This is a genomic window from Enterobacter sp. J49 (genome assembly GCF_002148625.1).
Taxonomy (GTDB): Bacteria; Pseudomonadota; Gammaproteobacteria; order Enterobacterales; family Enterobacteriaceae; genus Enterobacter; species Enterobacter ludwigii.
This window is the reverse complement of the sequence record NZ_MWPY01000037.1, coordinates 509,135-535,480: the sequence shown is the minus strand read 5'-3', so window position 1 is coordinate 535,480 and position 26,346 is coordinate 509,135. Positions and strand designations below refer to the sequence as shown.

At 54.9% G+C, this 26,346-nt stretch carries 19 protein-coding genes and 4 tRNA genes; 14 read left to right on the top strand and 9 right to left on the bottom strand.

Translation table 11 applies throughout. The features are described 5' to 3' along the window. Positions 1-102 precede the first annotated feature (102 nt). Complete coding sequence (gene mtfA / locus BJP35_RS20780; protein WP_086463525.1) at positions 103-900, top strand: DgsA anti-repressor MtfA; 798 nt, start codon at positions 103-105, stop codon at positions 898-900. Here the strand turns inward: mtfA and BJP35_RS20775 are convergent. Next, positions 897-2,108, bottom strand: coding sequence for an MFS transporter (locus tag BJP35_RS20775; protein WP_086463524.1), 1,212 nt, complete (start codon positions 2,106-2,108; stop codon positions 897-899). The two genes, mtfA and BJP35_RS20775, sit on opposite strands and share 4 nt — an antisense overlap. Before the next feature lie 138 nt (positions 2,109-2,246). On the opposite strand from BJP35_RS20775, the gene BJP35_RS20770 reads away from it, so the two are divergent. The 7 genes from BJP35_RS20770 (at position 2,247) to BJP35_RS20740 (ending at position 11,864) form a co-directional block, all read left to right on the top strand. Next, positions 2,247-3,989 (top strand): IucA/IucC family siderophore biosynthesis protein, encoded by a 1,743-nt coding sequence (locus BJP35_RS20770; RefSeq protein ID WP_086463523.1) that lies wholly within the window; start codon positions 2,247-2,249, stop codon positions 3,987-3,989. Next, positions 3,989-4,936: a GNAT family N-acetyltransferase gene (locus BJP35_RS20765; RefSeq protein WP_032680665.1), complete on the top strand. Its 948-nt coding sequence runs from the start codon at positions 3,989-3,991 to the stop codon at positions 4,934-4,936. Before BJP35_RS20770 ends, BJP35_RS20765 begins: the two co-directional genes overlap by 1 nt. Further along, positions 4,933-6,675, top strand: coding sequence for an IucA/IucC family siderophore biosynthesis protein (gene iucC / locus BJP35_RS20760; RefSeq protein WP_086463522.1), 1,743 nt, complete (start codon positions 4,933-4,935; stop codon positions 6,673-6,675). Before BJP35_RS20765 ends, iucC begins: the two co-directional genes overlap by 4 nt. Beyond that, on the top strand, positions 6,672-7,997 hold the full coding sequence (locus BJP35_RS20755; RefSeq protein WP_086463521.1) for a lysine N(6)-hydroxylase/L-ornithine N(5)-oxygenase family protein: 1,326 nt from the start codon (positions 6,672-6,674) through the stop codon (positions 7,995-7,997). Before iucC ends, BJP35_RS20755 begins: the two co-directional genes overlap by 4 nt. Positions 7,998-8,023: 26 nt before the next feature. Continuing rightward, on the top strand, positions 8,024-10,213 hold the full coding sequence (locus BJP35_RS20750) for a TonB-dependent siderophore receptor (protein WP_032678488.1): 2,190 nt from the start codon (positions 8,024-8,026) through the stop codon (positions 10,211-10,213). A 164-nt stretch (positions 10,214-10,377) separates the two neighbouring features. Next, positions 10,378-10,453: transfer RNA gene (locus BJP35_RS20745), tRNA-Asn, on the top strand. A gap of 163 nt (positions 10,454-10,616) precedes the next feature. Beyond that, on the top strand, positions 10,617-11,864 hold the full coding sequence (locus BJP35_RS20740; protein ID WP_063925452.1) for an integrase arm-type DNA-binding domain-containing protein: 1,248 nt from the start codon (positions 10,617-10,619) through the stop codon (positions 11,862-11,864). 262 nt (positions 11,865-12,126) lie between these two features. On the opposite strand, the gene BJP35_RS20735 is transcribed toward BJP35_RS20740, so the two are convergent. The 4 genes from BJP35_RS20735 to nac all read right to left on the bottom strand — a co-directional run bounded on the left by BJP35_RS20735 (position 12,127) and on the right by nac (position 17,239). Next, positions 12,127-12,483 carry a hypothetical protein gene (locus tag BJP35_RS20735; RefSeq protein ID WP_063924763.1) on the bottom strand — a complete coding sequence of 119 codons (357 nt, stop codon included), beginning with the start codon at positions 12,481-12,483 and terminating at the stop codon, positions 12,127-12,129. After that, positions 12,473-14,794 carry a hypothetical protein gene (locus tag BJP35_RS20725; protein ID WP_226876137.1) on the bottom strand — a complete coding sequence of 774 codons (2,322 nt, stop codon included), beginning with the start codon at positions 14,792-14,794 and terminating at the stop codon, positions 12,473-12,475. The genes BJP35_RS20735 and BJP35_RS20725 overlap by 11 nt, the downstream gene beginning before the upstream one ends. 480 nt (positions 14,795-15,274) lie before the next feature. Further along, positions 15,275-16,225 carry an HTH-type transcriptional regulator Cbl gene (cbl, locus tag BJP35_RS20720; protein ID WP_025203722.1) on the bottom strand — a complete coding sequence of 317 codons (951 nt, stop codon included), beginning with the start codon at positions 16,223-16,225 and terminating at the stop codon, positions 15,275-15,277. 96 nt (positions 16,226-16,321) lie between these two features. Beyond that, on the bottom strand, positions 16,322-17,239 hold the full coding sequence (nac, locus tag BJP35_RS20715; protein WP_014170773.1) for a nitrogen assimilation transcriptional regulator NAC: 918 nt from the start codon (positions 17,237-17,239) through the stop codon (positions 16,322-16,324). A 320-nt stretch (positions 17,240-17,559) separates the two neighbouring features. On the opposite strand from nac, the gene BJP35_RS20710 reads away from it, so the two are divergent. After that, positions 17,560-17,635 (top strand) — tRNA-Asn (locus tag BJP35_RS20710). A 61-nt stretch (positions 17,636-17,696) separates the two neighbouring features. Here the strand turns inward: BJP35_RS20710 and ldtA are convergent. Then, on the bottom strand, positions 17,697-18,596 hold the full coding sequence (ldtA, locus tag BJP35_RS20705) for a L,D-transpeptidase (RefSeq protein WP_040017923.1): 900 nt from the start codon (positions 18,594-18,596) through the stop codon (positions 17,697-17,699). Positions 18,597-18,787: 191 nt separating this feature from the next. On the opposite strand from ldtA, the gene shiA reads away from it, so the two are divergent. The 3 genes from shiA (at position 18,788) to BJP35_RS20690 (ending at position 23,423) form a co-directional block, all read left to right on the top strand. Beyond that, positions 18,788-20,104 (top strand): shikimate transporter, encoded by a 1,317-nt coding sequence (shiA, locus tag BJP35_RS20700; RefSeq protein WP_086463520.1) that lies wholly within the window; start codon positions 18,788-18,790, stop codon positions 20,102-20,104. Positions 20,105-20,177: 73 nt separating this feature from the next. Further along, on the top strand, positions 20,178-21,632 hold the full coding sequence (locus BJP35_RS20695; RefSeq protein ID WP_014170778.1) for an AMP nucleosidase: 1,455 nt from the start codon (positions 20,178-20,180) through the stop codon (positions 21,630-21,632). A gap of 18 nt (positions 21,633-21,650) precedes the next feature. Further along, the gene (locus tag BJP35_RS20690) at positions 21,651-23,423 is read left to right on the top strand and encodes an aminopeptidase P family protein (protein WP_086463519.1); all 1,773 of its coding nucleotides are present in this window, start codon (positions 21,651-21,653) and stop codon (positions 23,421-23,423) included. Between the two features lie 119 nt (positions 23,424-23,542). Here BJP35_RS20690 and BJP35_RS20685 read toward each other — a convergent pair. Then, a tRNA-Asn gene (locus BJP35_RS20685) sits at positions 23,543-23,618 on the bottom strand. A gap of 80 nt (positions 23,619-23,698) precedes the next feature. After that, positions 23,699-25,174, bottom strand: a complete 1,476-nt coding sequence (gene emmdR / locus BJP35_RS20680) for a multidrug efflux MATE transporter EmmdR (protein ID WP_071605454.1) — start codon at positions 25,172-25,174, stop codon at positions 23,699-23,701. A 193-nt stretch (positions 25,175-25,367) separates the two neighbouring features. Between emmdR and BJP35_RS20675 the strand changes: the two genes are divergently transcribed. Together BJP35_RS20675 and BJP35_RS20670 are read left to right on the top strand one after the other, a co-directional pair. Continuing rightward, positions 25,368-25,443 (top strand) — tRNA-Asn (locus BJP35_RS20675). Positions 25,444-25,496: 53 nt separating this feature from the next. Beyond that, complete coding sequence (locus BJP35_RS20670) at positions 25,497-25,829, top strand: gamma-glutamylcyclotransferase family protein (RefSeq protein ID WP_032680657.1); 333 nt, start codon at positions 25,497-25,499, stop codon at positions 25,827-25,829. Between the two features lie 49 nt (positions 25,830-25,878). Here the strand turns inward: BJP35_RS20670 and BJP35_RS20665 are convergent, their stop codons facing one another. Continuing rightward, on the bottom strand, positions 25,879-26,214 hold the full coding sequence (locus BJP35_RS20665; protein WP_008499467.1) for a DUF496 family protein: 336 nt from the start codon (positions 26,212-26,214) through the stop codon (positions 25,879-25,881). Positions 26,215-26,346: the final 132 nt, after the last annotated feature.

Below are 26,346 nucleotides of genomic sequence, written 5' to 3'. Positions count from 1 at the left end.
TAGTTTATCGAGGCTGGAATTGAAGCAATGACCGAATGTCTGGCATTTTAACAGAACCTTACCTTCCCCTTTTGTTCAAGTGACGAGTTTGCGAGCAAAGCGATGATTAAGTGGCCCTGGAAAACGAATGACGCTGGCCGAAATATGGCGCTGCCGTGGGATGAAGCGCTGGCGATCCCTGTTCTGGCTAATCTTCAGCCGGATGAACAATCAAAACTGGTTCAACTGGCGGATCGCTTTTTGCAGCAAAAACGTCTGGTTCCGCTGCAGGGCTTCGAGCTGGATCCCCTGAAAAACGCGCGTATCGCCCTGCTTTTCTGTCTGCCGGTACTGGAACTCGGTATTGAGTGGCTGGATGGCTTCCATGAAGTACTCATCTACCCTGCACCGTTCGTGGTGGACGATGAATGGCAGGACGATTTCGGCCTGGTGCATAACCAACGGGTGGTGCAGTCCGGGCAAAGCTGGCAGCAAGGGCCTATCATCCTGAACTGGCTTGATATTCAGGACTCCTTCGACGCATCCGGCTTTAACCTGATCATTCACGAAGTGGCGCATAAGCTGGATACCCGCAACGGCGATCGTGCCAGCGGTGTACCGCTGATCCCGCTTCGTGAGGTTGCAGGTTGGGAACACGATCTGCATGCGGCAATGGATAATATCCAGGATGAGATAGATCTGGTGGGCGAAAGTGCCGCCAGCATCGATGCCTATGCGGCAACTGATCCTGCGGAGTGCTTTGCGGTGCTGTCAGAATATTTCTTTAGCGCGCCTGAGCTTTTCGCCCCCCGTTTCCCGGCCCTCTGGCAACGGTTCTGTCAGTTTTATCAGCAAGACCCTCTGCTGCGTCTGCGGCAAAATGAGGATCCTGCCGGCAATTCATCTCACCAGTTCCATTAAGACGGGTCGACATGGGTACGATTGACCGCCCGTACCCATAGGCTCATCACCAGAAACATCAGCGCCATCACCCAGGCGGCCTGCGTTAAAAATACCTCGCCGAATAAACGCGTGACGACAGGCACCAGCAGCGCACTCAGCCCGTAGCCCAGCGTGTGGCTGGTGGCAATCACTCCCGCCCCTTTTCCGGTGGTCAGCCGTTCATTCAGCAGCAGCTGGTATCCCGGCGTCGCCATGGCGGCTCCCAGCGACGTCATGACAATTCCCACGTAGAACAACACCAGACCGGCAATACACATTAGCCCCAGTCCCGTCACCATCAGTACCGCGGCCAGGCAGAGCAATGTCACCGGGCTGAAATGCTGCGGACGGACCACCAGAAATTGCGCAGCGAGGGTTGCCAGCGCGGCCAGACTCAGCAGCAGCGCGACATGATGACTCACCTCTCGCGGGTTACCGTCCAGCAGGGGGCTGAGATGCGGTGACAGGCCAATCTGCATCAGGCTCACCAGTGCGGCCAGAAGCAACGCCAGCACAAGGTACGGCAGCATTGAAACCTGCACACGCGTCGCCTGATGCGCGACCGGCGGCAGCGGCGGATCGGCGACCTCTCGAAGGACCAGCAGGAGAGCGATAAACGGTGCAATCGCCATCAACCAGAGGGGAGCCACCGGATTGACGCTGAGCATCATCGCCGCCAGCGGCGGCCCCAGCAGACGACCACAGCTGAGGCCGGAGCTTATGGTCGCCAGCGCGGCCATGCGTTTATCCAGACCCGCGCGCTGAATGGCCCATGTCTGAGCCGCGGGCACCAGCCCTGAGACGGTCAGGCCGTACAGCGTACGCGAGAGGATCAGGCCCGCCAGCCCCAAGACAGCACTCATCATCCCGCTTGCCATCGCCCAGACTACCAGCGCCATCACGACGAAACTTGCCAGATAGCCACTTAGCGAGGCCTGCATCACGACCTTGCAGCCGTGTCGCTCACTCTGGCGTCCCCACCACGGCGATGCGGGTAAAAAGAGCATGGAGCCGAACATTAACAGCCCCGCCCAGACGGAGAGCGATAACCCGGTCAGGGTGACCAGTTGCGGCAGCATGACCAGCAAACCGTTTTGCCCAATTCCTAACAATCCGGCGCATAACGCCAGTGGCCAGTTCGCTTTCGGGGTGAGGTTTTCCGTCAGTGTTTCAGGGTAAGTGCGCATGAGAATGTGAACATAGTGTCAATAAATGTGTGGAAATCATGAAGTTTATGAAAACAAATATTGCAAAAATAGTTGCGACTGTAAACAGAATGCATATCATAACGATAATTATTATCAATCATGGAATGAGGTACACCTATGCGTACTCTGCCCCGCTCCGCCGGTACAGACGTTGCGGCCCAGTGTTTTTTGAACGCCCTGTTGCGTGAAACGAAGGACTGGCGCTATCTCCCCGCTACCGTTGCGGATGAGCTATCGCAGATTCATATTCCGCTCTCTTCAACCCAGGCCATTCGGGTTCCGGTACGCTATTTCTCTCCGACTCAGCATCATCAGTATCACTTTCCGGCGACCCTTATCCAGCGCGACAGCGACAGCGGTGACGCCGTCACTTTCACGCAACTGATTGACTTAATTCTGGAAAAACCTTCAGTTAAAGGCTCACTCGATACCGAAACGCTGGCTCGCTTTAAGCAACGCGCCCTTGAAAGCCATGCCCACACCTGGCAGGCCATCGATTTGCGCCACAACTGGGCAAACCTGCGTGACAAACCGCTGAATTTTGCGCAAGCAGAACAGGCGCTGCTGGTGGGGCATGCGTTTCACCCGGCCCCCAAATCTCACGAGCCGTTTAACGAAAGTGAAGCGCGCCGCTATTTGCCTGATTTTGCCTCCCGCTTCCCGCTGCGCTGGTTTGCGGTTAAGCGTGAATTGATTGCCGGCGACAGCCTGGCCGTCTCTCTTCGCGAACGCCTGCTGCGCTTCGCAGCGCAGAGTGCCCCTGAGCTCCTCGGTCACTTCACCGATACCTGCTGGCTGCTGCCGATGCATCCGTGGCAGGCCGAGCATCTGCTGGGTCAGGCCTGGTGCCAGCGTCTTGTGGCTAACGGCGACCTGCAGGATTTGGGCGAAGCGGGCGCGCAGTGGCTGCCCACCAGTTCCTCGCGCTCGCTCTACAGCGAAACCAACAGCGACATGATCAAGTTTTCCCTCAGCGTGCGCCTGACCAACTCCGTGCGCACGCTGTCGGTGAAAGAGGTTAAACGCGGTATGCGCCTGGCGCGTCTGGCTAAGACAGCGCGCTGGCAGACCTTACAGGCACGCTACCCGACCCTGCGTGTTATGCAGGAAGACGGCTGGGCGGGGCTGCGTGATGAAAATGGCATCATCCAGGAAGAGAGCCTGATGGCCCTGCGCGTGAACCTGCTGTTCGAGACGCCAGAGAGCCAGACCAACGTACTGGTGAGCCTGACGCAGGCGGCCCCGGACGGAGGTGACAGTCTGCTGGTTGCGGCGGTACGTCGTCTGAGCCAGCGCCTGGATTTACCCCTCGCCGAGGCTGCGCGCTGCTGGGTGCAGGCGTATTGCGATCGCGTTTTACTTCCGCTGTTTAGCGCGGAAGCGGATTACGGCCTGGTTCTGCTGGCGCACCAGCAAAATATCCTCGTTGAGATGCAGCAGGATTTCCCCGTCGGGCTGATCTACCGCGATTGTCAGGGCAGCGCCTGGACTGAAGGGGCCGATGAATGGCTAAAAGAGGCGGGTGAACATGATGTGGAAAACCGTTTTGGCGAAAGCCAGCTGCTGCGCTACTTCCCCTACTACCTGCTGCTGAACTCAACGCTTGCCGTGACTGCCGCCCTCGCCGCCGCCGGTTTCGACAGCGAAGAGAGCCTGATGGCGCAGGTGCGTGACGCACTGGCCGAATTACGCAAAACAGCGAAACAGACCCGCTGCCTCGACTACGTGCTCGACAGCCCAACCTGGAACTGTAAAGGCAACTTTTTCTGCTACCTGCACGATCGCAACGAAAACACCATCGCCGATCCGGCAGTGATCTATTTCGACTTTAGCAACCCGTTTTACAAGGAGAAGGCGTGATGGCAAACGCGAATATCGTCCATTCTGGTTATGGCTTTCGCTGCACCGCAACGGAGAACACTCTGCCCCTGACGTTAGGTCTCGACGGCAGCGCAGTGCTTGAGCGCGTGGGTGGTATCCCGGAAGGCTGGTTAGTCGACGCGCTGGATCAGCTGTTTATCGCCGCACCGGCACTGACCGGCGTCACGCTCCCCTGGTCCGCCTGGCAGGATGAACCGCAGGCGCAGGCGCTGTTTACGCTTGCCAGCGGAGATTATCTGGCGCGCGAAACGTTCTGGCAGTTACCCCTGTGGCTGCAGGGAGAACGGCCCCAGAACCACGGCGGCATGCAGTTCGATGAAAGCCGTCAGCTTTACTTCCCGCTGCGCCCTCACCGCCCGCAAGGTGAAGTCTATCGCCGTTACGACCCGCAGATTAAACGCATCCTGAGTTTCCGCGTGGCCGATGTGGCGCAGGACGGCGAACGTTTCACCCGCTGGATGAACACCCCACGCGTTAACGCCTTCTGGGAGATGGCCGGCCCGCAGGCGGAGCAGGAAAATTACCTGCACCGTCAGCTCGACTCGACCTATTGTTATCCGCTTATCGGCTGCTTTGATGACCAGCCGTTCGGCTACTTTGAAATTTACTGGGCGGCGGAAGACCGTATTGGCCGTCACTATCGCTGGCAGCCGTTTGACCGCGGCCTGCACATGCTGGTTGGGGAAGAAAACTGGCGCGGCGCGCAGTATATCCGCAGCTGGCTGCGCGGTCTGAGCCATTATCTGTGGCTGGATGAGCCACGCACAACACGCATCGTTGCCGAGCCGCGTTTCGACAACCAGCGCCTGTTCCGCCATCTTTCGTCTGCCGGTTTCGAAACCGTGAAAGAGTTCGACTTCCCGCATAAACGCTCGCGCCTCATCATGAACCAGCGTCACCGCTTCTTCAGCGAGGTGGGACTGTGAACGTGTACTGGCAGAAAGTGAACCGCGACATGGTGGCGAAGATCCTCGCCGAACTGGAATATGAACGCACCCTGAGCGCCCGGCAGCTGGCAGACAATCGCTGGCAAATCACCATGGGCGCGGAGACCTGGCAGTTCCAAGCCACGCGCGGGATCTGGGGCTGGCTGCATATCGACCCCGCGAGCCTGACCACCGTCAGCGGTAAGGCAGTGGACGCAGAAACTGCACTGCTGCAGCTTGCTACGGTACTGGAGATGAGCGACGCGCAGACCGCGGAGCATCTGGAAGATCTCTATGCCACGCTGCGGGGTGATATTCAGCTGTTACAGGCGCGCGAAACGCTGGATGCTGATGCGCTCATTCATCTCGACCCGGACGAATTACAATGCCTGATGAGCGGCCATCCTAAGTTTATCTTTAACAAGGGACGCCGCGGCTGGGGGCTGGATGCGCTACGCCAGTATGCCCCGGAATACCGTGGCCGTTTTCGCCTGCACTGGGTCGCCGTGCAACGTGCGCACCTGGTCTGGAGCAGCGATGTTGATTGCGATATCAATACTCTGCTGGCGAGCGCCATGGATAACGCCGAGCGCGCCCGGTTTGATGCCCGCTGGCAGGCGCTGGATCTTGATGATAACTGGCTGCCCGTGCCGCTGCATCCGTGGCAGTGGCAACAAAAGATTGCTGTCCATTTCCTGGCGCAACTCGCGCGCGGCGAAATGGTTGAGCTGGGCGAGTTTGGCGACGAGTACCTGGCGCAGCAATCGTTGCGTACCCTCACCAATGCCAGCCGCCGCGCGCCGTTTGACATCAAGCTGCCGCTGACCATTTACAACACCTCCTGCTATCGCGGTATTCCGGGTAAGTACATTGCCGCTGGCCCGCTGGCCTCACGCTGGTTACAGCAGCAGTTCGCCAGCGATGCCACGCTTATTCACTGTGGCGCGCAGGTGCTTGGCGAGCCCGCGGCCGGGTATCTTTCCCACCCGGGTTACGCCGCACTGCCGAAAGCACCTTACCGTTATCAGGAGATGCTGGGGGTTATCTGGCGCGAAAATCCGTCCTGTTATCTTCAGCAGGGTGAAGAGGCGGTGCTGATGGCTGCGTTGATGGAGAGCGATAACGCCGGACGCCCCTTGATTGACGCATGGATTGCCCAATCCGGTTTGACCGCTGAAGCCTGGCTGGAAAAGCTCTTTGACGCGACGGTCATCCCCTTCTATCACCTGCTCTGCCGCTACGGCGTGGCGCTTATCGCCCACGGCCAGAACGTGACGCTGGTGATGAAAGACGCCATCCCGCAACGCATCCTGCTGAAAGATTTCCAGGGGGACATGCGCCTGGTGGATGAAGATTTCCCGCAGGCAGCAAGCCTGCCTGAACAGGTGAAGTCCGTCACGGCGCGCCTGAGTGCGGATTACATCATTCACGATCTGCAAACCGGTAACTTTGTCACGGTGCTGCGGTTTATTTCACGCCTTACCCTGCAAAGCGGCGTCAGCGAAACCCGTTTCTACCAGATCCTGGCCGAGGTATTGCGCCGCTATATGGCCGCGCATCCCGATCTCGCCGAACGCTTTGCGAAGTTTGATCTGTTTAAGCCGCAAATTATTCGCGTGATCCTCAACCCGGTCAAACTGACCTTCTCCGAACACGACGGCGGCAGCCGCATGTTGCCGAACTATGTCACCGATCTTGATAACCCTCTTTTTCTGGTCTCCCAGGAGTCAGCGCAATGAAAACGTATGATTTCATCGGCATTGGTATTGGCCCGTTTAACCTCAGCATCGCCGCACTGGCTGAAGGACTGGACGGTTTTAGTTCGCTGTTTCTTGAACGCAAGCCGCATTTCTCCTGGCACCCTGGCATGATGGTGCCGGACTGCCATATGCAAACCAGCTTCCTGAAAGATCTGGTGAGCGCCGTGGAGCCCACCAATCGCCACAGTTTTCTTAACTATCTGGTGCAGCGTAAAAAGTTCTATCGTTTTCTGACCACCGAGCAGCGTACGGTCTCTCGCGAAGAGTTTGCCGATTACCTGTGCTGGGCCGCGGAAAATCTCACCAACCTGTCCTTCAGCCAGCAGGTACAGCAGGTCAGTTTTGATGAAAAAAACGGTCTGTTCGACGTGGTGACTCAGCGCGATCGCTTCCTGGCGCGTCACGTCTGCGTGGGAATTGGCAAACAGATTAACCTGCCTGACTGCGCTCCGGCTCAGGATGACACCTGCTTCCACGCCAGCGAGATGATGCTGCGCACGCCGGACTTAGCGGGTAAACGCGTCACCGTCGTCGGCGGAGGTCAGAGTGGTGCGGATCTGTTTCTGAATATCTTCCGCGGGGAGTGGGGTCAGCCACTGAGCCTGAACTGGGTTTCCCGACGCAACAATTATAACGCGCTGGATGAAGCGGCTTTCGCCAACGAGTATTTCACACCGGAATATGTAGACAGCTTCTCTACGCTTGGCGAAGAGGCGCGTCGTCAGATGCTGCACGAGCAGAAGATGACCTCTGACGGCATCACTACGGAGTCTCTGCTGGCGATTTATCGCGCCATGTATCACCGCTTCGAAGTGCTGCGGGAAAAACCGTGGGCACACCTCCTGCCCTCTCGCTCGGTCACCGCGATCGCGCAGCAGGAGAACGGTAAGCGCCTGACGTTACAGCATCACCTTGACGGCGGCCGTGAACAACTCGATACCGACGTGGTGATTTTCGCGACCGGCTATCGCACCGTGCAGCCTGCGTTTCTGGCACCGCTCTCCCATCGCCTGCGTCTGGACGCCGACGAAACCTTCTGCATCAACAATGATTTCACCCTTGAATGGGACGGTCCGCAGAGCAACCGCCTGTTCGCCGTGAATGCCGGGATGCACCGTCTTGGCATTGCCGAACCCCAGCTCAGCCTGATGGCCTGGCGCGCCGCGCGAATTCTGAATCGCGCGCACGACGACGAGCCGTTTGAGCTGGCCACCACCCCTGGCGTGATCCACTGGCGAAGCACTCCCCGCCTGGACAGCAGTCAGGTTTATCAATCTTTAGCAAGAACCACCGAGTACTGACACACACATTCAGGAACTACATAACAATGAAACGTTCTCATCTTTGGGTTTTAAATCCTTGCTTGCTTGCAATGCTTTCTACCTCTGCGTGGGCGGAAGAACAAAAGGAAGAAAATATTGTTGTCTCCGCCAGCCGCGCGCACCGCAGCGTGGCGGAGATGGCGCAGACTACCTGGGTTATTGAGCGTGCTGAGATTGAACAGCAGGTTCAGGGTGGAAAAGAGATTAAAGAAGTCCTGGCGCAGTTGATCCCGGGCATGGACGTCAGCAGCCAGGGCCGCACCAACTACGGTATGAACCTGCGCGGCCGCTCGATGATGGTGATGGTGGATGGCGTGCGTCTTAACTCGTCCCGCAGCGACAGCCGCCAGCTTGACTCTATCGATCCGTTCAACATTGACCGTATCGAAGTGATCTCCGGCGCCACGTCCCTCTACGGCGGCGGCAGCACCGGCGGTCTGGTGAATATCGTGACCAAAAAAGGCCAGCCGGATACCGAAGTGGAGTTCCAGACCGGAGCAAAGAGTGGCTTTAACAGCCACAACGACCACGATGAGAACGTGTCAGCCGCGGTGAGCGGCGGCAACGACAATGCCTCTGGCCGGCTGTCAGTATCGTATCAGCGCTACGGCGGCTGGTACGACGGCAAAGGCAACGAGGTGATTATTGATAACACCCAGACCGGATTACAGTATTCCGACCGTCTGGATGTGATGGGAACAGGCACCCTCAACATCGACGATCATCAGCAGCTGCAGCTTACGACGCAATACTACAAGAGCGAGTCCGACGGGAAGCACGGCCTGTTCCTTGGGGAAAACTTCTCCGCGGTTACGGGTGATGCCAAAGCCTACAATAAAGGCAACCTGAACTCTGACCGCCTGCCGGGCACAGAGCGGCATCTGATTAACCTGCAGTACTCCAACACCGATTTCTGGGGCCAGGATCTGGTCGCACAGATTTACTATCGTGACGAAAGCCTGACCTACTACCCGTTCCCGACACTGACCAAAGGCGTGGTGAGCAGCATCGGTGCGTCGCAGCAGAAAACCGATTTTTACGGCGGCAAGCTGACGCTGAACAGCAAACCGATGGATGATTTAACGCTGACCTGGGGTGTGGATGCTGACCACGAAACCTTCGACGCTAACCAGCAGTTCTTCAACCTGGACAAAGCGGCAGCAAGCGGCGGTATGGATCTGGAGAACGCCTATAACGTGGGCCGTTACCCGGGTTACAGCATTACCAACCTCGCCCCGTTCCTGCAGGCCAGCTACGACATTGATGCCATTACCCTGAGCGGCGGCGTGCGCTATCAGTACACCGAAAACAAGGTGGATGACTTCGTTGGTTATACCCAGCAACAGGCCATCGCTAACGGGAAAGCCACATCGGCTGATGCGGTACCGGGCGGGAAAACCAATTACAACAACTTCCTGTTCAACGCCGGGATCCTTGGCCGTCTGACCGAACAGCAGCAGCTGTGGTTTAATTTCTCCCAGGGCTTCGAAATTCCGGACCTGGCGAAGTATTACGGCTCCGGTACCTACCAGCTTGTCGACGGGCACTATCGCCTGCTGAACAGCGTGAACGTTAACGACTCGACGCTGGACGGCATTAAGGTTAACGCGTATGAGCTGGGCTGGCGCTACACCGGCGACAACCTGCGCACGCAGGTTGCGGCGTACTACTCGCTCTCGGATAAAACCATCACCATCAACAAAACGGACATGACCATCAACCTGGAAGACGACAAACGTCGTATCTACGGGATTGAAGGCCAGGTGGACTATTTCTTCACCAACAGCGACTGGAGCACCGGCGCGAACTTTAACGCCATTAAGTCTGAAACCCGCGAAAACGGTAAATGGGAGAAGCTGACAGTAGACAGCGCCAGCCCGTCGAAAGCCAGCGCCTGGGTCAACTGGGCACCAGGCGACTGGACCCTGCGCGTGCAGAGTACGCAGACCTTTGACGTGTCTGATGCCGACGGTAAGAAGATCGATGGCTATAACACGGTCGACTTCCTGGGCAGCTACGACCTGCCGGTGGGTAAAGTGAGCTTCAGCGTGGAAAACGTGCTGGACAAAGACTACACCACCGCCTGGGGTCAGCGTGCGCCGGGGCTGTATAGCCCAACCTACGGTGCGCCAGGTCTGTATACCTATAAAGGCCGTGGCCGTACGTTTGGTCTGAACTACTCCGTACTGTTCTAATCCTGTGCGCCGCCTGCGGGCGGCGCAATTTGCTGTGTAATTTCAGCGCGAATTTGCTATAAAATCAGCGATTTGCTGAAATTGTCGGCAAACGAACGTAAAGTGCGTTTTCCCCCTTTGACAAGACGAACTGAGGTCGATACTATGCGCCTCGTTCACACGATTCCTCTGTAGTTCAGTCGGTAGAACGGCGGACTGTTAATCCGTATGTCACTGGTTCGAGTCCAGTCAGAGGAGCCAAATTTTAGTCTTAAGACATCTCAGTGAGTCTTAAGACGTTTTAAAAACAATCAGTTAGGCTGAACCGGTTGTCCTGATAAGGATTGCCGGTTTTTTTGGCATCTGTGTTTTTGGGCTTGCTCGGGGGCCTCACGGTTCGTTGAACGCATGGAGCCCCCCCGCTATATCACTCACAGATACCGCTATCCGCAATCTCAGACCCACTGACAAACCCTTCAAACTCGGCGACAGTTCAGGACTGTACCTGCTGATCAAACCTAATGGCTCAAAACTCTGGTATATGAAGTACCGCATTGACGGGAAAGAGAAGAAGCTGGCCCTTGGCCCCTACCCAGATGTTTCCCTTCTTAAGGCGCGCCAGTTCCGGGATGCGGCACGCAGTAAAGTGCGTGAAGGAGCCGATCCCGCCGTTGACAAAAAAATCGCACAGCAGAAAAAGAAAAACAGACAGACATTCCGCCAGATCGCCATGAACTGGCATGCCGACCACCGGCGCTGTTCTGCACATTATGCGACGACCATCCAGCGCAGGCTGGAAAGGTATATGTTTTCGGATCTCGGGGACAAATATATCCATCAAATCGTCACGAAAGATCTGCTGTTTACCCTGCGTAAAGTGGAGAACAAAGGCTTTCTGGAGATCACCGCAATGCTGAAAAACTACGTCACCGAAATCATGCGCTATGCGGTGAAAAAGCAGTTCATTAAATCAAACCCGGCGCTGGATCTGGATGGTGAGTTTACCCCACCGGGGACGCAACATTACCCGGCCCTGCCGCTTGAAAAACTGCCTGAACTGTTATCCTCCGGCAGGCTGCTGACACGGTATGCGCTTAAGCTGTCGCTGCTGTTCTTTGTGCGCTCCAGCGAACTGCGCTTTGCCCGCTGGAGTGAGATCGACTGGCGGCAGAAGCTCTGGATAATCCCGGAAGAACGGGAACAGATCGAAAGCGTGCGCTTCTCCCATCGTGGCGCAAAGATGAAAACACAGCACATCGTCCCGCTATCCGTTCAGGCGATCGCGATCCTGAAGCAAACTGAAGCGCTCTCCGGGCATCTGACGTTTATTTTCCCCGGCGAATACGACCAGGATAAGTGCATGAGCGACAACACTATCAACAAGGCATTACGTGTGATGGGCTATGACACCAAAAAAGAGGTCTGCGGTCACGGTTTCCGGGCGATGGCATGCAGTGCGCTGAGTGAGTCGCGGCTATGGAGCAAGCAGGCCATTGAAAAACAGATGAGCCATCAGGAAAGAAACAGCGTGGGTGCCGCCTATATCCATAAGGCAGAATATCTGGAAGAGCGGATCAGCATGATGCAGTGGTGGGCGGATTATCTGGATGTAAACACAGAGCGGTATCTATCGCCTTATCAGTATGCGGGACACGAGAGAGAAGCTTCATAGCACAGACCTCTTTTCAATCGTGTATGTTTGTAGATTTTACGTAATTGCCGGATATTGAGGTGTTCAATTTAGAATAAAATGTAATTCAGTTCTGCACCAGACCAATTATCAACCCACTATAATTATGTAAGAATTAACGCTTTTCAGCGCCTCAAAGAGGCCGCTACAAGATTGTATCTTGCGGCGGCTTTTTTAAACTTACTGTTATTCGTACAGTAAAACCTTGCTTCGACAAACCAAGACCAGGAGCCTGAGGATACAGTTATGGAAGCATTGCATCAAAATACTTCATTTCTTCCTGATAATTTTTAATAAGACAATTATTCATTTCGGCCATTTCTGCATCAGTCCCTTTTGACTCTATAGTTTCCAGCTGGCATTTTTTATTAATCATCTGCCCCCACGAATTTTTCAGATCCAAAATCAAAGGCTTACGCTCCATATTGTTATCGATTTGTTCATCAATAGATTTATTCAAATTGTCCAGTGCGGATTTAACTTCTCCTGAGCTTTTCTGATTAATGCTCGTCAGTTGATTATTTTCCGTCTCGGAAAATGCGGCAAAACCTGCTGTAGAATATGAGGCAAATAAAATAAGCAACAGACATTTAATTTTCATAAAATCTAACTCTCCTTAAGAATCTATCTTGTGGAACATTTGACCACTGAGCTCTATTTGATAATATCTGACCGAATGCAGATAAATCCCCAATGTATGCGTAGCGCTGAATTAAAGAGCGAGCATGAGATGTGTAATCTCCACGATATCTAAGGTCAACAAGTACCTCTTTTATTTTTTCTGGAATATCATTCCATGCCTGTTCCGGAGTGATATTTTGATTCGGATGACATGCCCTGATGGTTGCAGGCTTCTGACATATTCTTTTGACATCGGCTTCTAACCTATTGTAGGTGATAACAAAAAGATCATATTGCTGTTTTCTGGTTATCTCATAACTACTGATGTCATTGTTTGCTGATTCATAACGATTTTGAGCTTCTAAGCCAGACAGACCTTTTGATTCGACAAGCCAGGTATTTAGCGGTTGACTTAATTCAATAGAGTCGAGGTCTGATGTTGGATCATTTTGTTGACCCAGGTCATATCCCCGGCCAATCGTTATTCCTGAAACACCACCCGGCCAGTGAATATGGCGACTAAAATAAGGACTACTGTTATTATCATTTCCTTCAGCATCAAACGTTAACTGCCCTTTAGGTACAGTTAACCATTTTATATCCATATCATCATCACCGGACATTACATATAAGAATTCCAGAGGATGAAAGTGCCATACTGAACGTTGACTGGCGAACGGCTGAACCTTATCCATCCAGTGCGTGGCGTCCAGAAATCCGCCGTTAGCCAGTTTCACAACTGGACTTTCGTCCTTGTCCTTAAATACCGATGACCAGCGTGTATCATCCCGGGTACTGTGCCAGTCGCTGTCATGTTTCACTATCAGCCGTCGCGCATACTCCGGGATATTCATCTGATTCGTATGCAGTGCGTCAAACAAATACTGGTCCTGTGATTTATCAGGGTATGGGCTGGGTGGTCTTCTGTTTTCAGCGTTGTGGATCAGGCTGTCATAAAACATTTTTGCCTGTGAACTTTGTGGCCCTTTTTCGCCATCAAAGTGAGAATCGATGCTTTTCAGGGCATCAATAACCCAAGGTTCATCCAGCGTGCGGGTAAAATCGGTTGTGGGGGCAGCTTCGATGCAGTGAAAGTTTAACGCGGCTAAATCATGCTGACTGAGCTGCTCCACATCGTCCTGGTGCATCCAGCTGTGTGGGCGGATCTGAAAGTACGTTATCCCGGTTTTATCCGTAAACGGGTACGTGGCATCGCGCGGGATAATTCTTCCGGCATCAGCGCGGGTAATGGCGCTCATCTGCTCAAAGGTACTGTCTTCATTCTCTCCGTTTCGCAGGTACATTGGTCGTTTCAGCTTAAGCTTGATAAACTGTTTGCCGGTTTTAATGCCCTTCACGTTGGCCACAAAATCCGGCACATGCTCATCAAGGCTCAGCAATTCGATATGCGCTTTATAGTCCGTGGTGATTATTTGTGGGTAATTATCTTCATCGGCCAGATCCTGAGCGCCGAGGAATCCGACCGAATCACCCGCCTTAACCGTCACTTTAAGTGGGACAGGTGGCACCACCACATCATCAAACATGCCGTGATTCAGCGCATCGTGCATCCAGTCAGGCAGACACACGTGACATTCACCGTCAGGCTCCAGATATTCAGGACGCATTGAAACCCAGAAGAGCTCCCCGGCGGGTTTACCATCCTGAAGGCGCTGCACCAGGGCGAACGGCTCAGGCTGTCTTTCCATCAAAAACGATATTTGTTGCAGTACTGCGAGCGTATCGCCCTGCATCAGCGTCCTGCGCTGACCGTGTTTGTTTGTCAGTACTTCCGGCACAATTTCGCGGCTGTCGTCATGGCGGGAATATTTACGCATCCGCACACCATGACCTTTCGGCGTAACCCGATAAAGCGGGCGTTCAGGATATTCTGACAAAGGTGCCAGGTGCATATAAAGCTGATACAGCGTCAGCCAGGAGGACTCATCTCGTTCATCAGGCTTGTACACCGATCTGACAAGCACAAAGGTACCGGACTGGCGAAGCGATTGCGCCTGCATGCATTCAATATTCGCGTAGTCCCGGTTCACCCGCCATGCCACCACTTCGCCGTCCATCATGAACTGGAGCGGTACAGACGTTTCCGGTGCATTCTGGCTCAGCACCGATGCCGGAGAGGAGGATGATCCGATATGGATACCGCCGTGCCAGTAACGACTCATGCCAAGTAACCACCAACCGTGGGCATTTTTGCGGATGTCGGTCAGCAATTCGTCATAGTTCTTATACTCCCGCCCGTCGGCCTTCCGTACCGGGTAACGTATGTCCATCGTTTTTCCTTAAGTTAAATCCCTAAAACCCTAATAGTCGCAGGGAGTTAATACGAAGGGGAGTAAAATTTATGCAGATTTTATTACAGGCAGGTAATTATGCGTTTGCAGACGATAACAGATGTTACCGCAACAGCACGTAGGTATTAAGGGTCTTACGAAAGGGAAAAGGCTGAAGGGTAATGGCGCATAAAGGTAACGGCCCTGCCCGAAAAGGCTACAGGGCTGAAGGCCAAAAGACAGGGCTGATGCGGCATTGCGTACTCAGACTGTATCAGGAATCAATTTCGGACAGTCTGCCAGCTCAGCCACGTTACCGTCAGGATGTTTCCGCCCCTTGTCTGAGGTGGCGTATGTGATAAAAATACATACGCCACCTCAGACAGGCTTCTCTTTGGGCAACTGCTTCCGTTTACTATGATGGTTCGGCGCGTGGCGATTTCCCTTGAGCTTTATGGCGTTGCGTTTGAAAGCCAGCCGCTAAATCTGATAATCAATCGCCACTTCTTCTGGCTCCATCACCTGACGTTTAATCTCATCCACGGACAGCCCGGCGTTGCAGAGTTCGATAAAGCGCCACACATAGTTGCGCTGCAGTTGTCCACGCTTCAGGCCGAGCCATACGGTATTGGCATCAAAGAGATGACGCGTATCCAGTCGTACCAGGTTCTCCGTCTCGCGTTCACCACCGGACTGTTCCGCCACCAGACCAATGCCCAGCCCCAACTCGACGTAGGTTTTGATTACATCAGAGTCCTGTGCACTCAGCACCACATCCGGCGTTAAGCCTTTGCGGTTAAAGGCTTCATCAATGCGCGAGCGTCCGGTAATACCCTGCCGGTAGGTAATCAGTGGCCATTTCGCGATATCTTCCAGCGTCAGGGGCGTAACCTGATTCAGCGGATGGTCGACGGGAAGTAACAGACTGTGGTACCAGCGAAACCACGGGAAAGCCACCAGCAGCGGATCGTTGCTCAGGCGTTCACTGGCAATGCCGATATCTGCCCCACCGTTTTGCAACAGCACGTCAATTTCCTGCGGTGTGCCCTGGATAAGCTCCAGACGGACGTCAGGGAAAAGTTCACGGAAGGCTTTAATCACCGGCGGCAGGCTGTAACGCGCCTGGGTGTGGGTGGTGGCGATAGTGAGGACGCCCGAGGCGTCATTGGTAAAGAGATCCGCCAGGCGACGCACATTGCTGGCCTCGTTGAGGATCCGCTCCGCGATGGTCAGCAAGGCTTTGCCCGGCTCCGTCATGCCAAGCAGACGCTTGCCGCGACGGATAAAAATCTCTATCCCCAGTTCTTCTTCCAGCTCGCGGATATGGCGACTGACGCCGGACTGAGAGGTATAAAGCATATTGGCGACCTCGGTCAGGTTGTAATCCCGCCTGGCCGCCTCACGGATAATTTTAAGTTGCTGGAAATTCACGATTCACTCCGGCGCATCTGACATAACGCTATTGTTAGAGTCAGCCGACCTGCAGAACAAATAATAAAAACCAGCATCTTATGCTTTTATGGAATATCAACTCACCAGCTGCAGCTCACGATTCTCCAGAGACGGTTTGCTGACCAGCGACATCAGAATCTCTTTTACCGCCTGCGCCTGAGGTGACAGCGATCCGCGCGCGGACATATTCAGCGACAGCGGTAAGCTCATCGAAGGCGTGGTGATGCGCGCCATCCAGCCGTTTGCCGCGCTGCACAGCGAACGTGCTGCGGATTCTGGCAGAACGGTCACACCCATACCGCTGGCTATAGCGGCGGTTAGCGTGGAGATGGAATCAATTTCACCGATAATTTTTGCCGTCAGGCGGCGCAGGGAGAACGCTTCATCCACACGCACGCGCACCGCGCTGTAGTCACGCGGCAGGAAAAGATTCATTTCTGCAACGGCCGTCAGATCGACGCTCTGCCCCGGACAGTCGCGGGTGCCCACAAGGTAGAGATCTTCTTTCAACAGCGGCTGGCTGGTGATCCCGGCCACCGGTGAGCGGTCGTACAGCACCGCCATATCCAGCTGGCCGCTAAGAAGTTTGTCATTCAGCACAGAACCGCTGTTCTCATGCAGGTAAACCAGTACTTCTGGCAGCTCTGCGCGGACGGCCTGCAGCAGCGGCATGGTAATAGAGGACGCTGCCGTTCCCGGAGCCAGACCAATGGATACGTGGCCGCTCAGCGTCTGGCCCACATTATTCACTGCCAGCTGCGCCTGTTCGCACTGGCGAAGGATAGTGCGCGCATGGGTATACAGGATTTTGCCTGCTTCCGTTGGCGTCACGCCACGTTTGGTGCGGATCAACAGCTGCTGATCCATCTCGCCTTCCAGAGTAGCCACCTGCTGGCTCAGCGCAGGCTGCGCGATGTGCAGCACTTCCGCCGCTTGAGTCAGGCTGCCGATATCGACGATTTTTACGAAGTATTTCAGTCGTCTTAAGTTCATTTTGCCCCCTGTTCGAAATGCTGTGCCGGTACTGGCTTTTCGTTGTTGATAGGGTTTTGCAATATGAATGCCAGTTTTACGAAGAGGTCTGATTTGTCGCTAAGCGGCTGAAAATAAGGAAAGCTAATCATAAGCAGCGGTTTTATTACTGAAACAGCAGTTTATGATCTGCCCCATTAGGGGTATGTACGCACCATTACGGTGCATTCCGGCGTCAAAAACGCCATTTTGCTGATTTTGTCAGCAAACGATCAAAAGGCGGTGATCCACCCTTTGACAAGGCCGGCTGACGTCGATAATATGCGCCCCGTTCACACGATTCCTCTGTAGTTCAGTCGGTAGAACGGCGGACTGTTAATCCGTATGTCACTGGTTCGAGTCCAGTCAGAGGAGCCAAATTTGAAAAGCCTGCTTTTATAGCAGGCTTTTTGCTTTTCTACGGCAGGTAAAATTGCCCTCAGTTGCCGAGCTTAACCGGCATCCCTGACCGACGTTCCAGTTCCGCGCCCGCCCCCTCGTTGACAAGCTCGGTTCGCAGCGAGGCAGATATCGGCAAAGGCACTTTCCGGGTCGATTCAAATTCCGCCCGGTTCCGTGATAACGGCTCATGCACCTCTACCCAGCGGCTGCCGTCCGGCTCTGTCGTCACTTTAACGGGCTGATCGATAAGCTGCACACGGGTCCCTACCGGGACGTTATCGAAAAGATATTTAATGTCGTTATTGCGCAGACGAATACACCCCTGGCTCACCCGCAGTCCGATGCCAAAATTGGAGTTTGTCCCGTGAATGGCATACAGCCTGCCAATATAAATCGCATACAGTCCCATTGGGTTATCGGGCCCAGCGGGCACGAATGCAGGCAGCGTTTTCCCCTCTGCCGCATAGGCACGGCGCGTATTCGGCGTAGGAGACCAGGTGGGGCCTTCCTGCTTACGTTCTACCGCCGTGACCCAGTTTCGCGGGGTTTCGCGCCCGGCCTGACCAATGCCGATGGGTAACACTTCAACGGTATTGCTGCCTGGTGGGTAATAGTAGAGGCGCATTTCTGCCGCATTAACGATAATTCCCTCGCGGACGGTGTCAGGCAAAATCAGCTGCTGAGGTATCACCAGTTGCGTACCGGATTTAGGCAAAAAAGGATCCACGCCCGGGTTCGCTTCCAGCATATTGCTCAGACCCTGCCCGTATTGCGCGGCAAACGCTTCGAGCGGTAGCGTATTGTGATCCGGCACGGTAATGGTTTGCGAAGTGCCCACCAGCCGACTGCCTGTCGGCGGTAAAGGATAACTTACCGCCTGAACGCTCTGGCTGATAAGTAATGCAGCAAGACAACTCAACACATTTATACGACACATATTCCCTTCCTCAGTCGCACCTCGATTTGCTAAGCATAGCGTAGCCGCTTTGCATTACCCATCAGGAAATAAAATCAGTTTGCACACGCGCCCTGGCGCGGTAGTCTCATACGTTCCGTTTATATGACGGTGGCTATGTGAGTGACCTTTTCTTATACCAATAATTAGAAATACGTGCAGACAGGACAACTATGGACTCCACTCTCACCTCCACACATCCCAACGAGGAGACACCTTCGCTCAATCGTGCCCGCCGCGCAGCCCTCGGCAGCTTCGCGGGTGCCGTCGTCGACTGGTATGATTTTCTGCTTTACGGCATTACTGCCGCGCTGGTGTTTAACCGCGAATTCTTCCCCCAGATTAGCCCGGCAATGGGTACGCTCGCCGCGTTTGCTACCTTTGGCGTCGGCTTCCTGTTTCGTCCACTGGGCGGAGTGATCTTCGGCCACTTCGGTGACCGTCTCGGTCGCAAACGCATGCTGATGCTCACCGTCTGGATGATGGGCATCGCCACCGCGCTGATTGGCGTTCTCCCTTCATTTTCCACCATTGGCTGGTGGGCGCCGGTGCTGCTGGTTACGCTGCGCGCCATTCAGGGCTTCGCGGTAGGCGGCGAATGGGGTGGCGCGGCGCTGTTATCCGTTGAGAGTGCCCCGAAGAACAAGAAAGCGTTTTACAGCAGCGGCGTGCAGGTGGGCTATGGCGTAGGTCTGCTGCTCTCCACCGGACTGGTGTCGCTGATGAGCCACTTCACCACCGATGAACAATTCCTGAGCTGGGGCTGGCGCATTCCGTTTATCTTCAGCATCGTGCTGGTTGTCGCTGCCCTGTGGATCCGCAACGGCATGGAGGAATCTGCTGAGTTCGAACAACAGCGGCAAGAACCGCCCGTTGCCAGAAAACGGCTGCCGGTGATGGAGGCGCTTGTCCGGCATCCTGGCGCTTTTCTGAAAATTATCGCCCTGCGCCTGTGCGAACTGCTGACGATGTATATCGTGACCGCGTTTGCCCTCAATTATTCAACGCAAAATCTCGGTCTGCCCCGCGAGCTGTTCCTGAACATTGGCCTGCTGGTCGGCGGGATCAGCTGCCTGACTATCCCCTGCTTCGCCTGGCTGGCGGACAGGTTTGGTCGCCGTCGCGTCTATATCACCGGGGCGCTGATTGGCACCCTCAGCGCCTGGCCGTTCTTCATGGCGCTGGAGGCACAGTCGATCTTCTGGATTGTCTTCTTTGCCATCATGCTCGCTAACATCGCCCACGATATGGTGGTCTGCGTGCAGCAGCCCATGTTTACCGAACTGTTCGGGGCGAGCTATCGCTACAGCGGCGCGGGCGTAGGCTATCAGGTGGCAAGCGTGGTCGGCGGCGGGTTTACGCCATTTATTGCCGCCGCGCTGGTGACCTTCTCCGGGGGCAACTGGCACAGTGTGGCACTTTATCTGCTGGCCGGTTGCCTGCTGTCAGCGGCGACGGCGTTATTGATGAAAGAGACGAACCACACCTGATCTCACTTTTGTTTCACAGGCGTGTGACATACTATCGGGTAGAGTCGCACACCTGTGGAACAAGGAGACAGAGATGAATAATAAGGGCTCCAGCCTGACCCCGGCTCAGGCACTGGAAAAACTCGATGCACTGTATGAACAGTCCGTCAACGCGCTGCGCAGCGCCATCAGTGAGTATATCGAAACAGGGAAACTCCCCGACGAAAAGGCCAGAAGTAAGGGCCTTTTTGTTTATCCATCGCTTTCCGTCACCTGGGACGGCAGCGCGACTAACACGCCGAAAACGCGCGCCTACGCACGCTTTACCCACTCCGGCTGCTACAGCACCACCGTCACCCGCCCTGCACTGTTCCGCCCTTATCTTGAAGAGCAACTCACGCTGTTGTATCAGGATTACGGCGCGCACATTGCCGTTGAACCCTCACAGCATGAGATCCCGTATCCGTATGTGATTGACGGTTCGGCATTAACCCTTGACCGCTCCATGAGCGCGGGACTGACGCGCCATTTCCCGACCACCGAGCTGTCGCAGATTGGCGATGAGACGGCGGATGGTATCTACCACCCGGCAGAATTTTCACCGCTGTCGCACTTTGATGCCCGCCGCGTGGATTTCTCTCTGGCGCGCCTGCGTCACTACACCGGGACGCCCGTCGACCATTTCCAGCCCTTTGTACTGTTTACCAACTACACCCGCTATGTCGACGAGTTTGTCCGTTGGGGCTGTAGCCAGATCCTCGACCCGGATAGCCCTTACATCGCGCTGTCCTGCGCCGGCGGGATCTGGATCACCGCGGAAACCGAGGCACCCGAGCAGGCCATCTCCGACCTGGCGTGGAAAAAACACCAGATGCCTGCCTGGCACCTGATCACCGCTGACGGCCAGGGGATCACCTTAATTAACATTGGGGTTGGTCCGTCAAATGCCAAAACCATCTGCGACCATCTGGCGGTATTGCGCCCGGACGTGTGGCTGATGATTGGACACTGCGGCGGCCTGCGTGAAAGCCAGCTGATTGGCGACTACGTGCTGGCCCACGCCTATCTGCGTGATGACCATGTGCTTGACGCTGTGCTTCCACCGGATATTCCTATCCCGAGCATCGCCGAAGTGCAGCGTGCGCTGTATGACGCCACCAAAGAGGTGAGCGGTATGCCGGGTGAAGAGGTTAAACAGCGTCTGCGTACCGGTACGGTAGTGACGACGGATGACCGTAACTGGGAGTTGCGTTACTCCGCCTCCGCGCTGCGTTTCAACCTCAGCCGTGCCGTCGCGATTGATATGGAAAGCGCCACCATCGCCGCACAGGGATATCGCTTCCGCGTCCCTTACGGCACGCTGCTGTGCGTCTCCGACAAACCGCTGCACGGCGAAATTAAGCTTCCGGGTCAGGCCAACCGTTTCTATGAAGGGGCAATCTCCGAACATCTACAAATCGGCATTCGCGCCATTGATTTGCTGCGTGCGGAAGGCGACAGGCTGCATTCCCGTAAATTACGTACCTTCAACGAGCCGCCATTCCGCTAACAAGAACAAGGAAAAACCATGCACACCCCATCACGCTTATCGGCCCTGCGCCGATGGCTACAGGAAAACAATCTTGATGGCATGATCGTGCCGCGCGCGGATGCCTGGCAGAGTGAGTATTGCGCGCCGTACGATGAAAAGCTGGCCTGGCTGACGGGCTTTGATGGCTCCGCAGGTCTGGCGCTGGTACTGAAAAACACAGCCTTGCTGTTTGTCGATGGCCGCTATCAGGTTCAGGCTCACCTTCAGGTCAATATGGATGAAATTGAAATCCACCATTTGCACAATGAACCGCTGGCCGAATGGCTCACAGCCAACGTCGGGGCCGGCATGCGTATTGGGTTTGAAGCACTGCTAATGACCAATACGGAGTTCGGGCAACTGTCTGCAACACCCTGTGAACTGGTTCCACTCAGTCAGTCGCCGTTTGATACCTTATGGCACGATCGCCCTGCCGCGCCGGCGGGACGTATTCGAGAAATGCCGGTGGAGGTCAGTGGCGAAAGCAGCCTCGCCAAACGCCAGCGCGTTGCCGCCGTGCTGGCCGCACACGATGCCGATTATCTGGCCGTGACTCTGCCAGATAACATCGCCTGGCTGTTGAACGTGCGTGGCGCTGACATTCCATCCAGTCCTGTTCCCCTCTCCTTTGCCCTTCTTGATCGTGACGGTAGCGTGGAGTGGTTTGTTAACGACAATAAGCTCAGCGAGCTACCCGAGAGCGTGAGAAACGCGTTCAGGATTGCGCCACAGGATGCCTTTATCGAACGCTGCCAGCGCCTGTCACAAGGCAAGCGGGTGATGGTTGATGCCGATTCCGCGCCGGTCGCCCTGCGCTTTGCCATTGAGCCAGAGGGCGAAATAGTCTGGCGAACCGATCCCATCACTCTGATGAAAGCCACTAAAAACCCGGTCGAACTTGCCGGGTACCGCGAGTGTCATCACCACGACGGTGCTGCCTGGGTGAATTTCCTGGCCTGGCTAAGCCGTGAAGTCCCCCTGCGTGAGGCGGCGGGAAAACCGCTGACGGAGCTGGAAGCGCAGGCGCAGCAGCTTGCATTCCGTAAACAGCAGCCTGGATTTATTGAGCAAAGTTTTGCCACCATCTCCGCCTCCTCCAGTAATGCGGCGATGTGCCACTATCACTCAAGCGAAGCCAGCAATAAGCCCATCGGTCATCATCATTTTTACCTTAATGATTCCGGCGGTCAGTACCATAACGGCACCACTGACGCCACGCGTACGCTGGCATGGGGTAGCGTGCCGCCACAGCAGAAGTTGCACTACACCGCCGTACTGAGAGGGTTCCTGTCGTTGATAACCTTACAGTTCCCCTCCGGCAGCCAGGGCCATCAGCTTGATGCCTTCGCGCGTCGTCCGCTGTGGGAAATGGGGCTGGATTACGATCACGGGACAGGGCATGGCGTAGGACATCAGTTGCTTATCCATGAGAACCCGCATCGTCTCGCCAAAAAGGTTAACCCGTGGCCCCTGGTGGCCGGCACCATCATGACTATCGAGCCTGGATATTATCTGGCGGACAGCCATGGGATCCGCATTGAAAACCAGGTGGAGATTGTCGAAAGCCGTCCGGGATTCTGCACGTTTTCCTCACTGACGCTGATCCCGATCGACCTGAGCCAGGTCGAGTTACAGCTGTTGAACGAACAGGAAAAACAGTGGCTGGATGAGTATCATCAGCAGGTGCGTGAGGCCCTGTTACCGTTGGTCGACAGCGACGCGCGGCAATGGTTGCTTGAGGCGACGAAGCCGGTTGGGGTTAACCACTAGAAATATCAGGTGGATGCCGGGCGGCGGTTTCGCCTGACCCGGCTGTAAGCCCGTCGCATCGGGCCTTTTCAGAACGCAGAAAAGCAAAAAGCCTGCTATAAAAGCAGGCTTTTTAAATTTGGCTCCTCTGACTGGACTCGAACCAGTGACATACGGATTAACAGTCCGCCGTTCTACCGACTGAACTACAGAGGAATCGTGTGAACGGGGCGCATATTATCGATGCTCCCCGATGATGTCAAAGGCAGAATGCATATTTCTGACTGTTTGCCGAATTATTCTCCACTTCGCGCATTTGTCAGGCATTCTGTTGATTCTGTGGTCGTCGGTTCCTGTTTTATTCGCGGGTATTTCCAGAGCCAGCGCCCACTGACCATACGCCAGTAGAACAACGCCCCACGCACCGCCCAGTCAAGGAACATCCCCAGCCAGACGCCGACTACCCCCATGCCAAGCATGACCCCGAGCGTGTAACCCACCACCACGCGGCAACCCCACATGCCGAGCATCGACACCCACATCGCGAAGCGTGCATCGCGTGCCCCTTTCAGCCCGGCAGGCAGAACCCATGAAGCCGCCCAGATGGGCATAAAGGCCGCGTTCAGCCAGATCAGGATCTTAACGACCTCTTTGACATCATCTTCGTGGGTATAAAAAGAGGCCATAAGCCCGGCAAAGGGGGCGCTTCCCCAGGCGATCAGCGTCAGGCCAATGGTTGACAGCCAGAAGACGTGCCGCAACTGCCGTTCCGCCTGCCCTATCTGCCCTTTTCCCAGCCGTTTACCGGTGATGATGGTCGACGCCGAACCGAGGGCGTTGCCCGGCAGGTTTATCAGGGAGGCGATGGAGAAGGCAATAAAGTTACCGGCGATAACGTCAGTCCCCATCCCGGCGACAAACATTTGCGTCAGCAGCTTGCCCCCGTTAAACAACACAGATTCAATACTGGCGGGAATACCAATTCCCATCACTTCCCAGATAATGGCGAAGTTAAAGGGGCGGAAATAGCTCTTCAGCGTAAGGCGCAGTGACGGCGTGATCCCCGCCATCAGCACCCCGAGAATGGCGGCCGCACCGATATAACGTGAAATCGTTAACCCCAGCCCGGCACCCACGAACCCGAGCCCGTCCCAGGAGAAGACGCCGTAGATCAGCACGCTGCTGATAATAATATTCAGGATGTTCATCCCGCCGTTTATCAGCAACGGAATTTTGGTGTTGCCCGCCCCGCGCAGCGCGCCGCTGCCAATCAGCGCGATGGCTGCAGCCGGATAACTCAGGACCGTCATTTCCAGGTAGGTCAGCGCCAGGTCTTTAACTTCATTTGTGGCCTCACCGGCGACAAAATCGATAATTTCCCTGCCGAAATAGTGGATCACCGCCGCCAGCACGATCGAGAAAATGGTCATGATCATCAGCGACTGTCGGGCAGCCTCGCGCGCACGTTTAGGATCGAGCTTGCCGAGGCTAAAGGCGACGACAACTGTCGTCCCGAGGTCAATGGCGGCAAAAAAAGAAATAACCACCATGTTAAAGCTGTCCGCCAGCCCGACACCGGCCATCGCCTCTTTACCCAGCCAGCTGACCAGAAAGGTACTCAGCACCCCCATCAACAGAACGCAGGTGTTTTCCAGGAAAATAGGCACGGCAAGGGGGGTGATTTCACGCCAGAACAGAACACGATAGCTTTTACGCTTTGCATACCATGGCGTGCGCATAATCGCCTGGCGTAGGGGGGCAGTGACGTTCAAAATGGACCTTAACGAGAAAGTTGAAACTCCATTTCAAATGATGGGGGAGAAATGCTAAACCTGCAAAGTATTTTCCATAAAAAGATGTGTGGATTTACAACAAACTGTCGACAGAATCATCAATCGATCGCTAATCGCTAAGATCAGGTTTGACAAAACTTTTTTCGCCGCTAAGATAAGCCTCCACAACGATTCCTCTGTAGTTCAGTCGGTAGAACGGCGGACTGTTAATCCGTATGTCACTGGTTCGAGTCCAGTCAGAGGAGCCAAATTTAAAAAGCCTGCTTTTATAGCAGGCTTTTTGCTTTGCTGGTGAGGGAAAATGAACGCTCTGTTTGTCTACGGCACGCTACGCCCGGGTCACGCGAATGCACATATTCTTGAAAACATCGGTGGCGAATGGCAGGCCGGTTTTGTCACCGGGACGTTTTACGAACGTGGCTGGGGCGCGGCGGCAGATTTTCCGGGGATAGTGCTGCATCCGGACGGCCCACGCGTGGAGGGCTTTCTGTTTATCTCTGATAGCCTGAGTGCACACTGGCCAATGCTGGACGAATTTGAAGACGGCTACGATCGGGTTGAGGTCAATGTGACCACGCCGGATGGAAAACAGGTCAACGCCTGGATTTATCAGCTACAGCCGCGTACTGCGTAATAAAAAAGGCTCTCTGTCACCAGAGAGCCTTTTTTGTATTCATCGGCGATTACTCGCTTTTGGCTTCACCGTTTTTGATTTCGCCCATTACTTTCAGTTTCTTGGAGATATCACGGCGTTCTTTAGACAGCTCAGCGTTTTTGATGATGTAGTCATCAACGCGGTCTTCGTAGTCGCTCTTCATGCTGGCGATGATGCCCTGAATAGCCTCAACGCTCATGCCTGGCTTGATGTAGTCGCTCAGGTTATCGAGCAGCAGGACACGTTTCTGGTTGTCACGGATCTTCTTCTCAACGTCCTGGATTTCACGCTGCAGTTTGTTTTTGCGGCGGAACAGGCGGACGAATTCCAGAACATCCTGGAACGAAGGCTTGGTAGTTTCCATTTTTACACCCCTGATAATGTGAGATTCGGATTCGTTAAAGCAACCGTTGTAACAATAACCTTACTGACAGCGGCTGCGAATGACAATGAGTATATCGTTTAAAGCTATCATAACCCCAATTGATGCTGAATC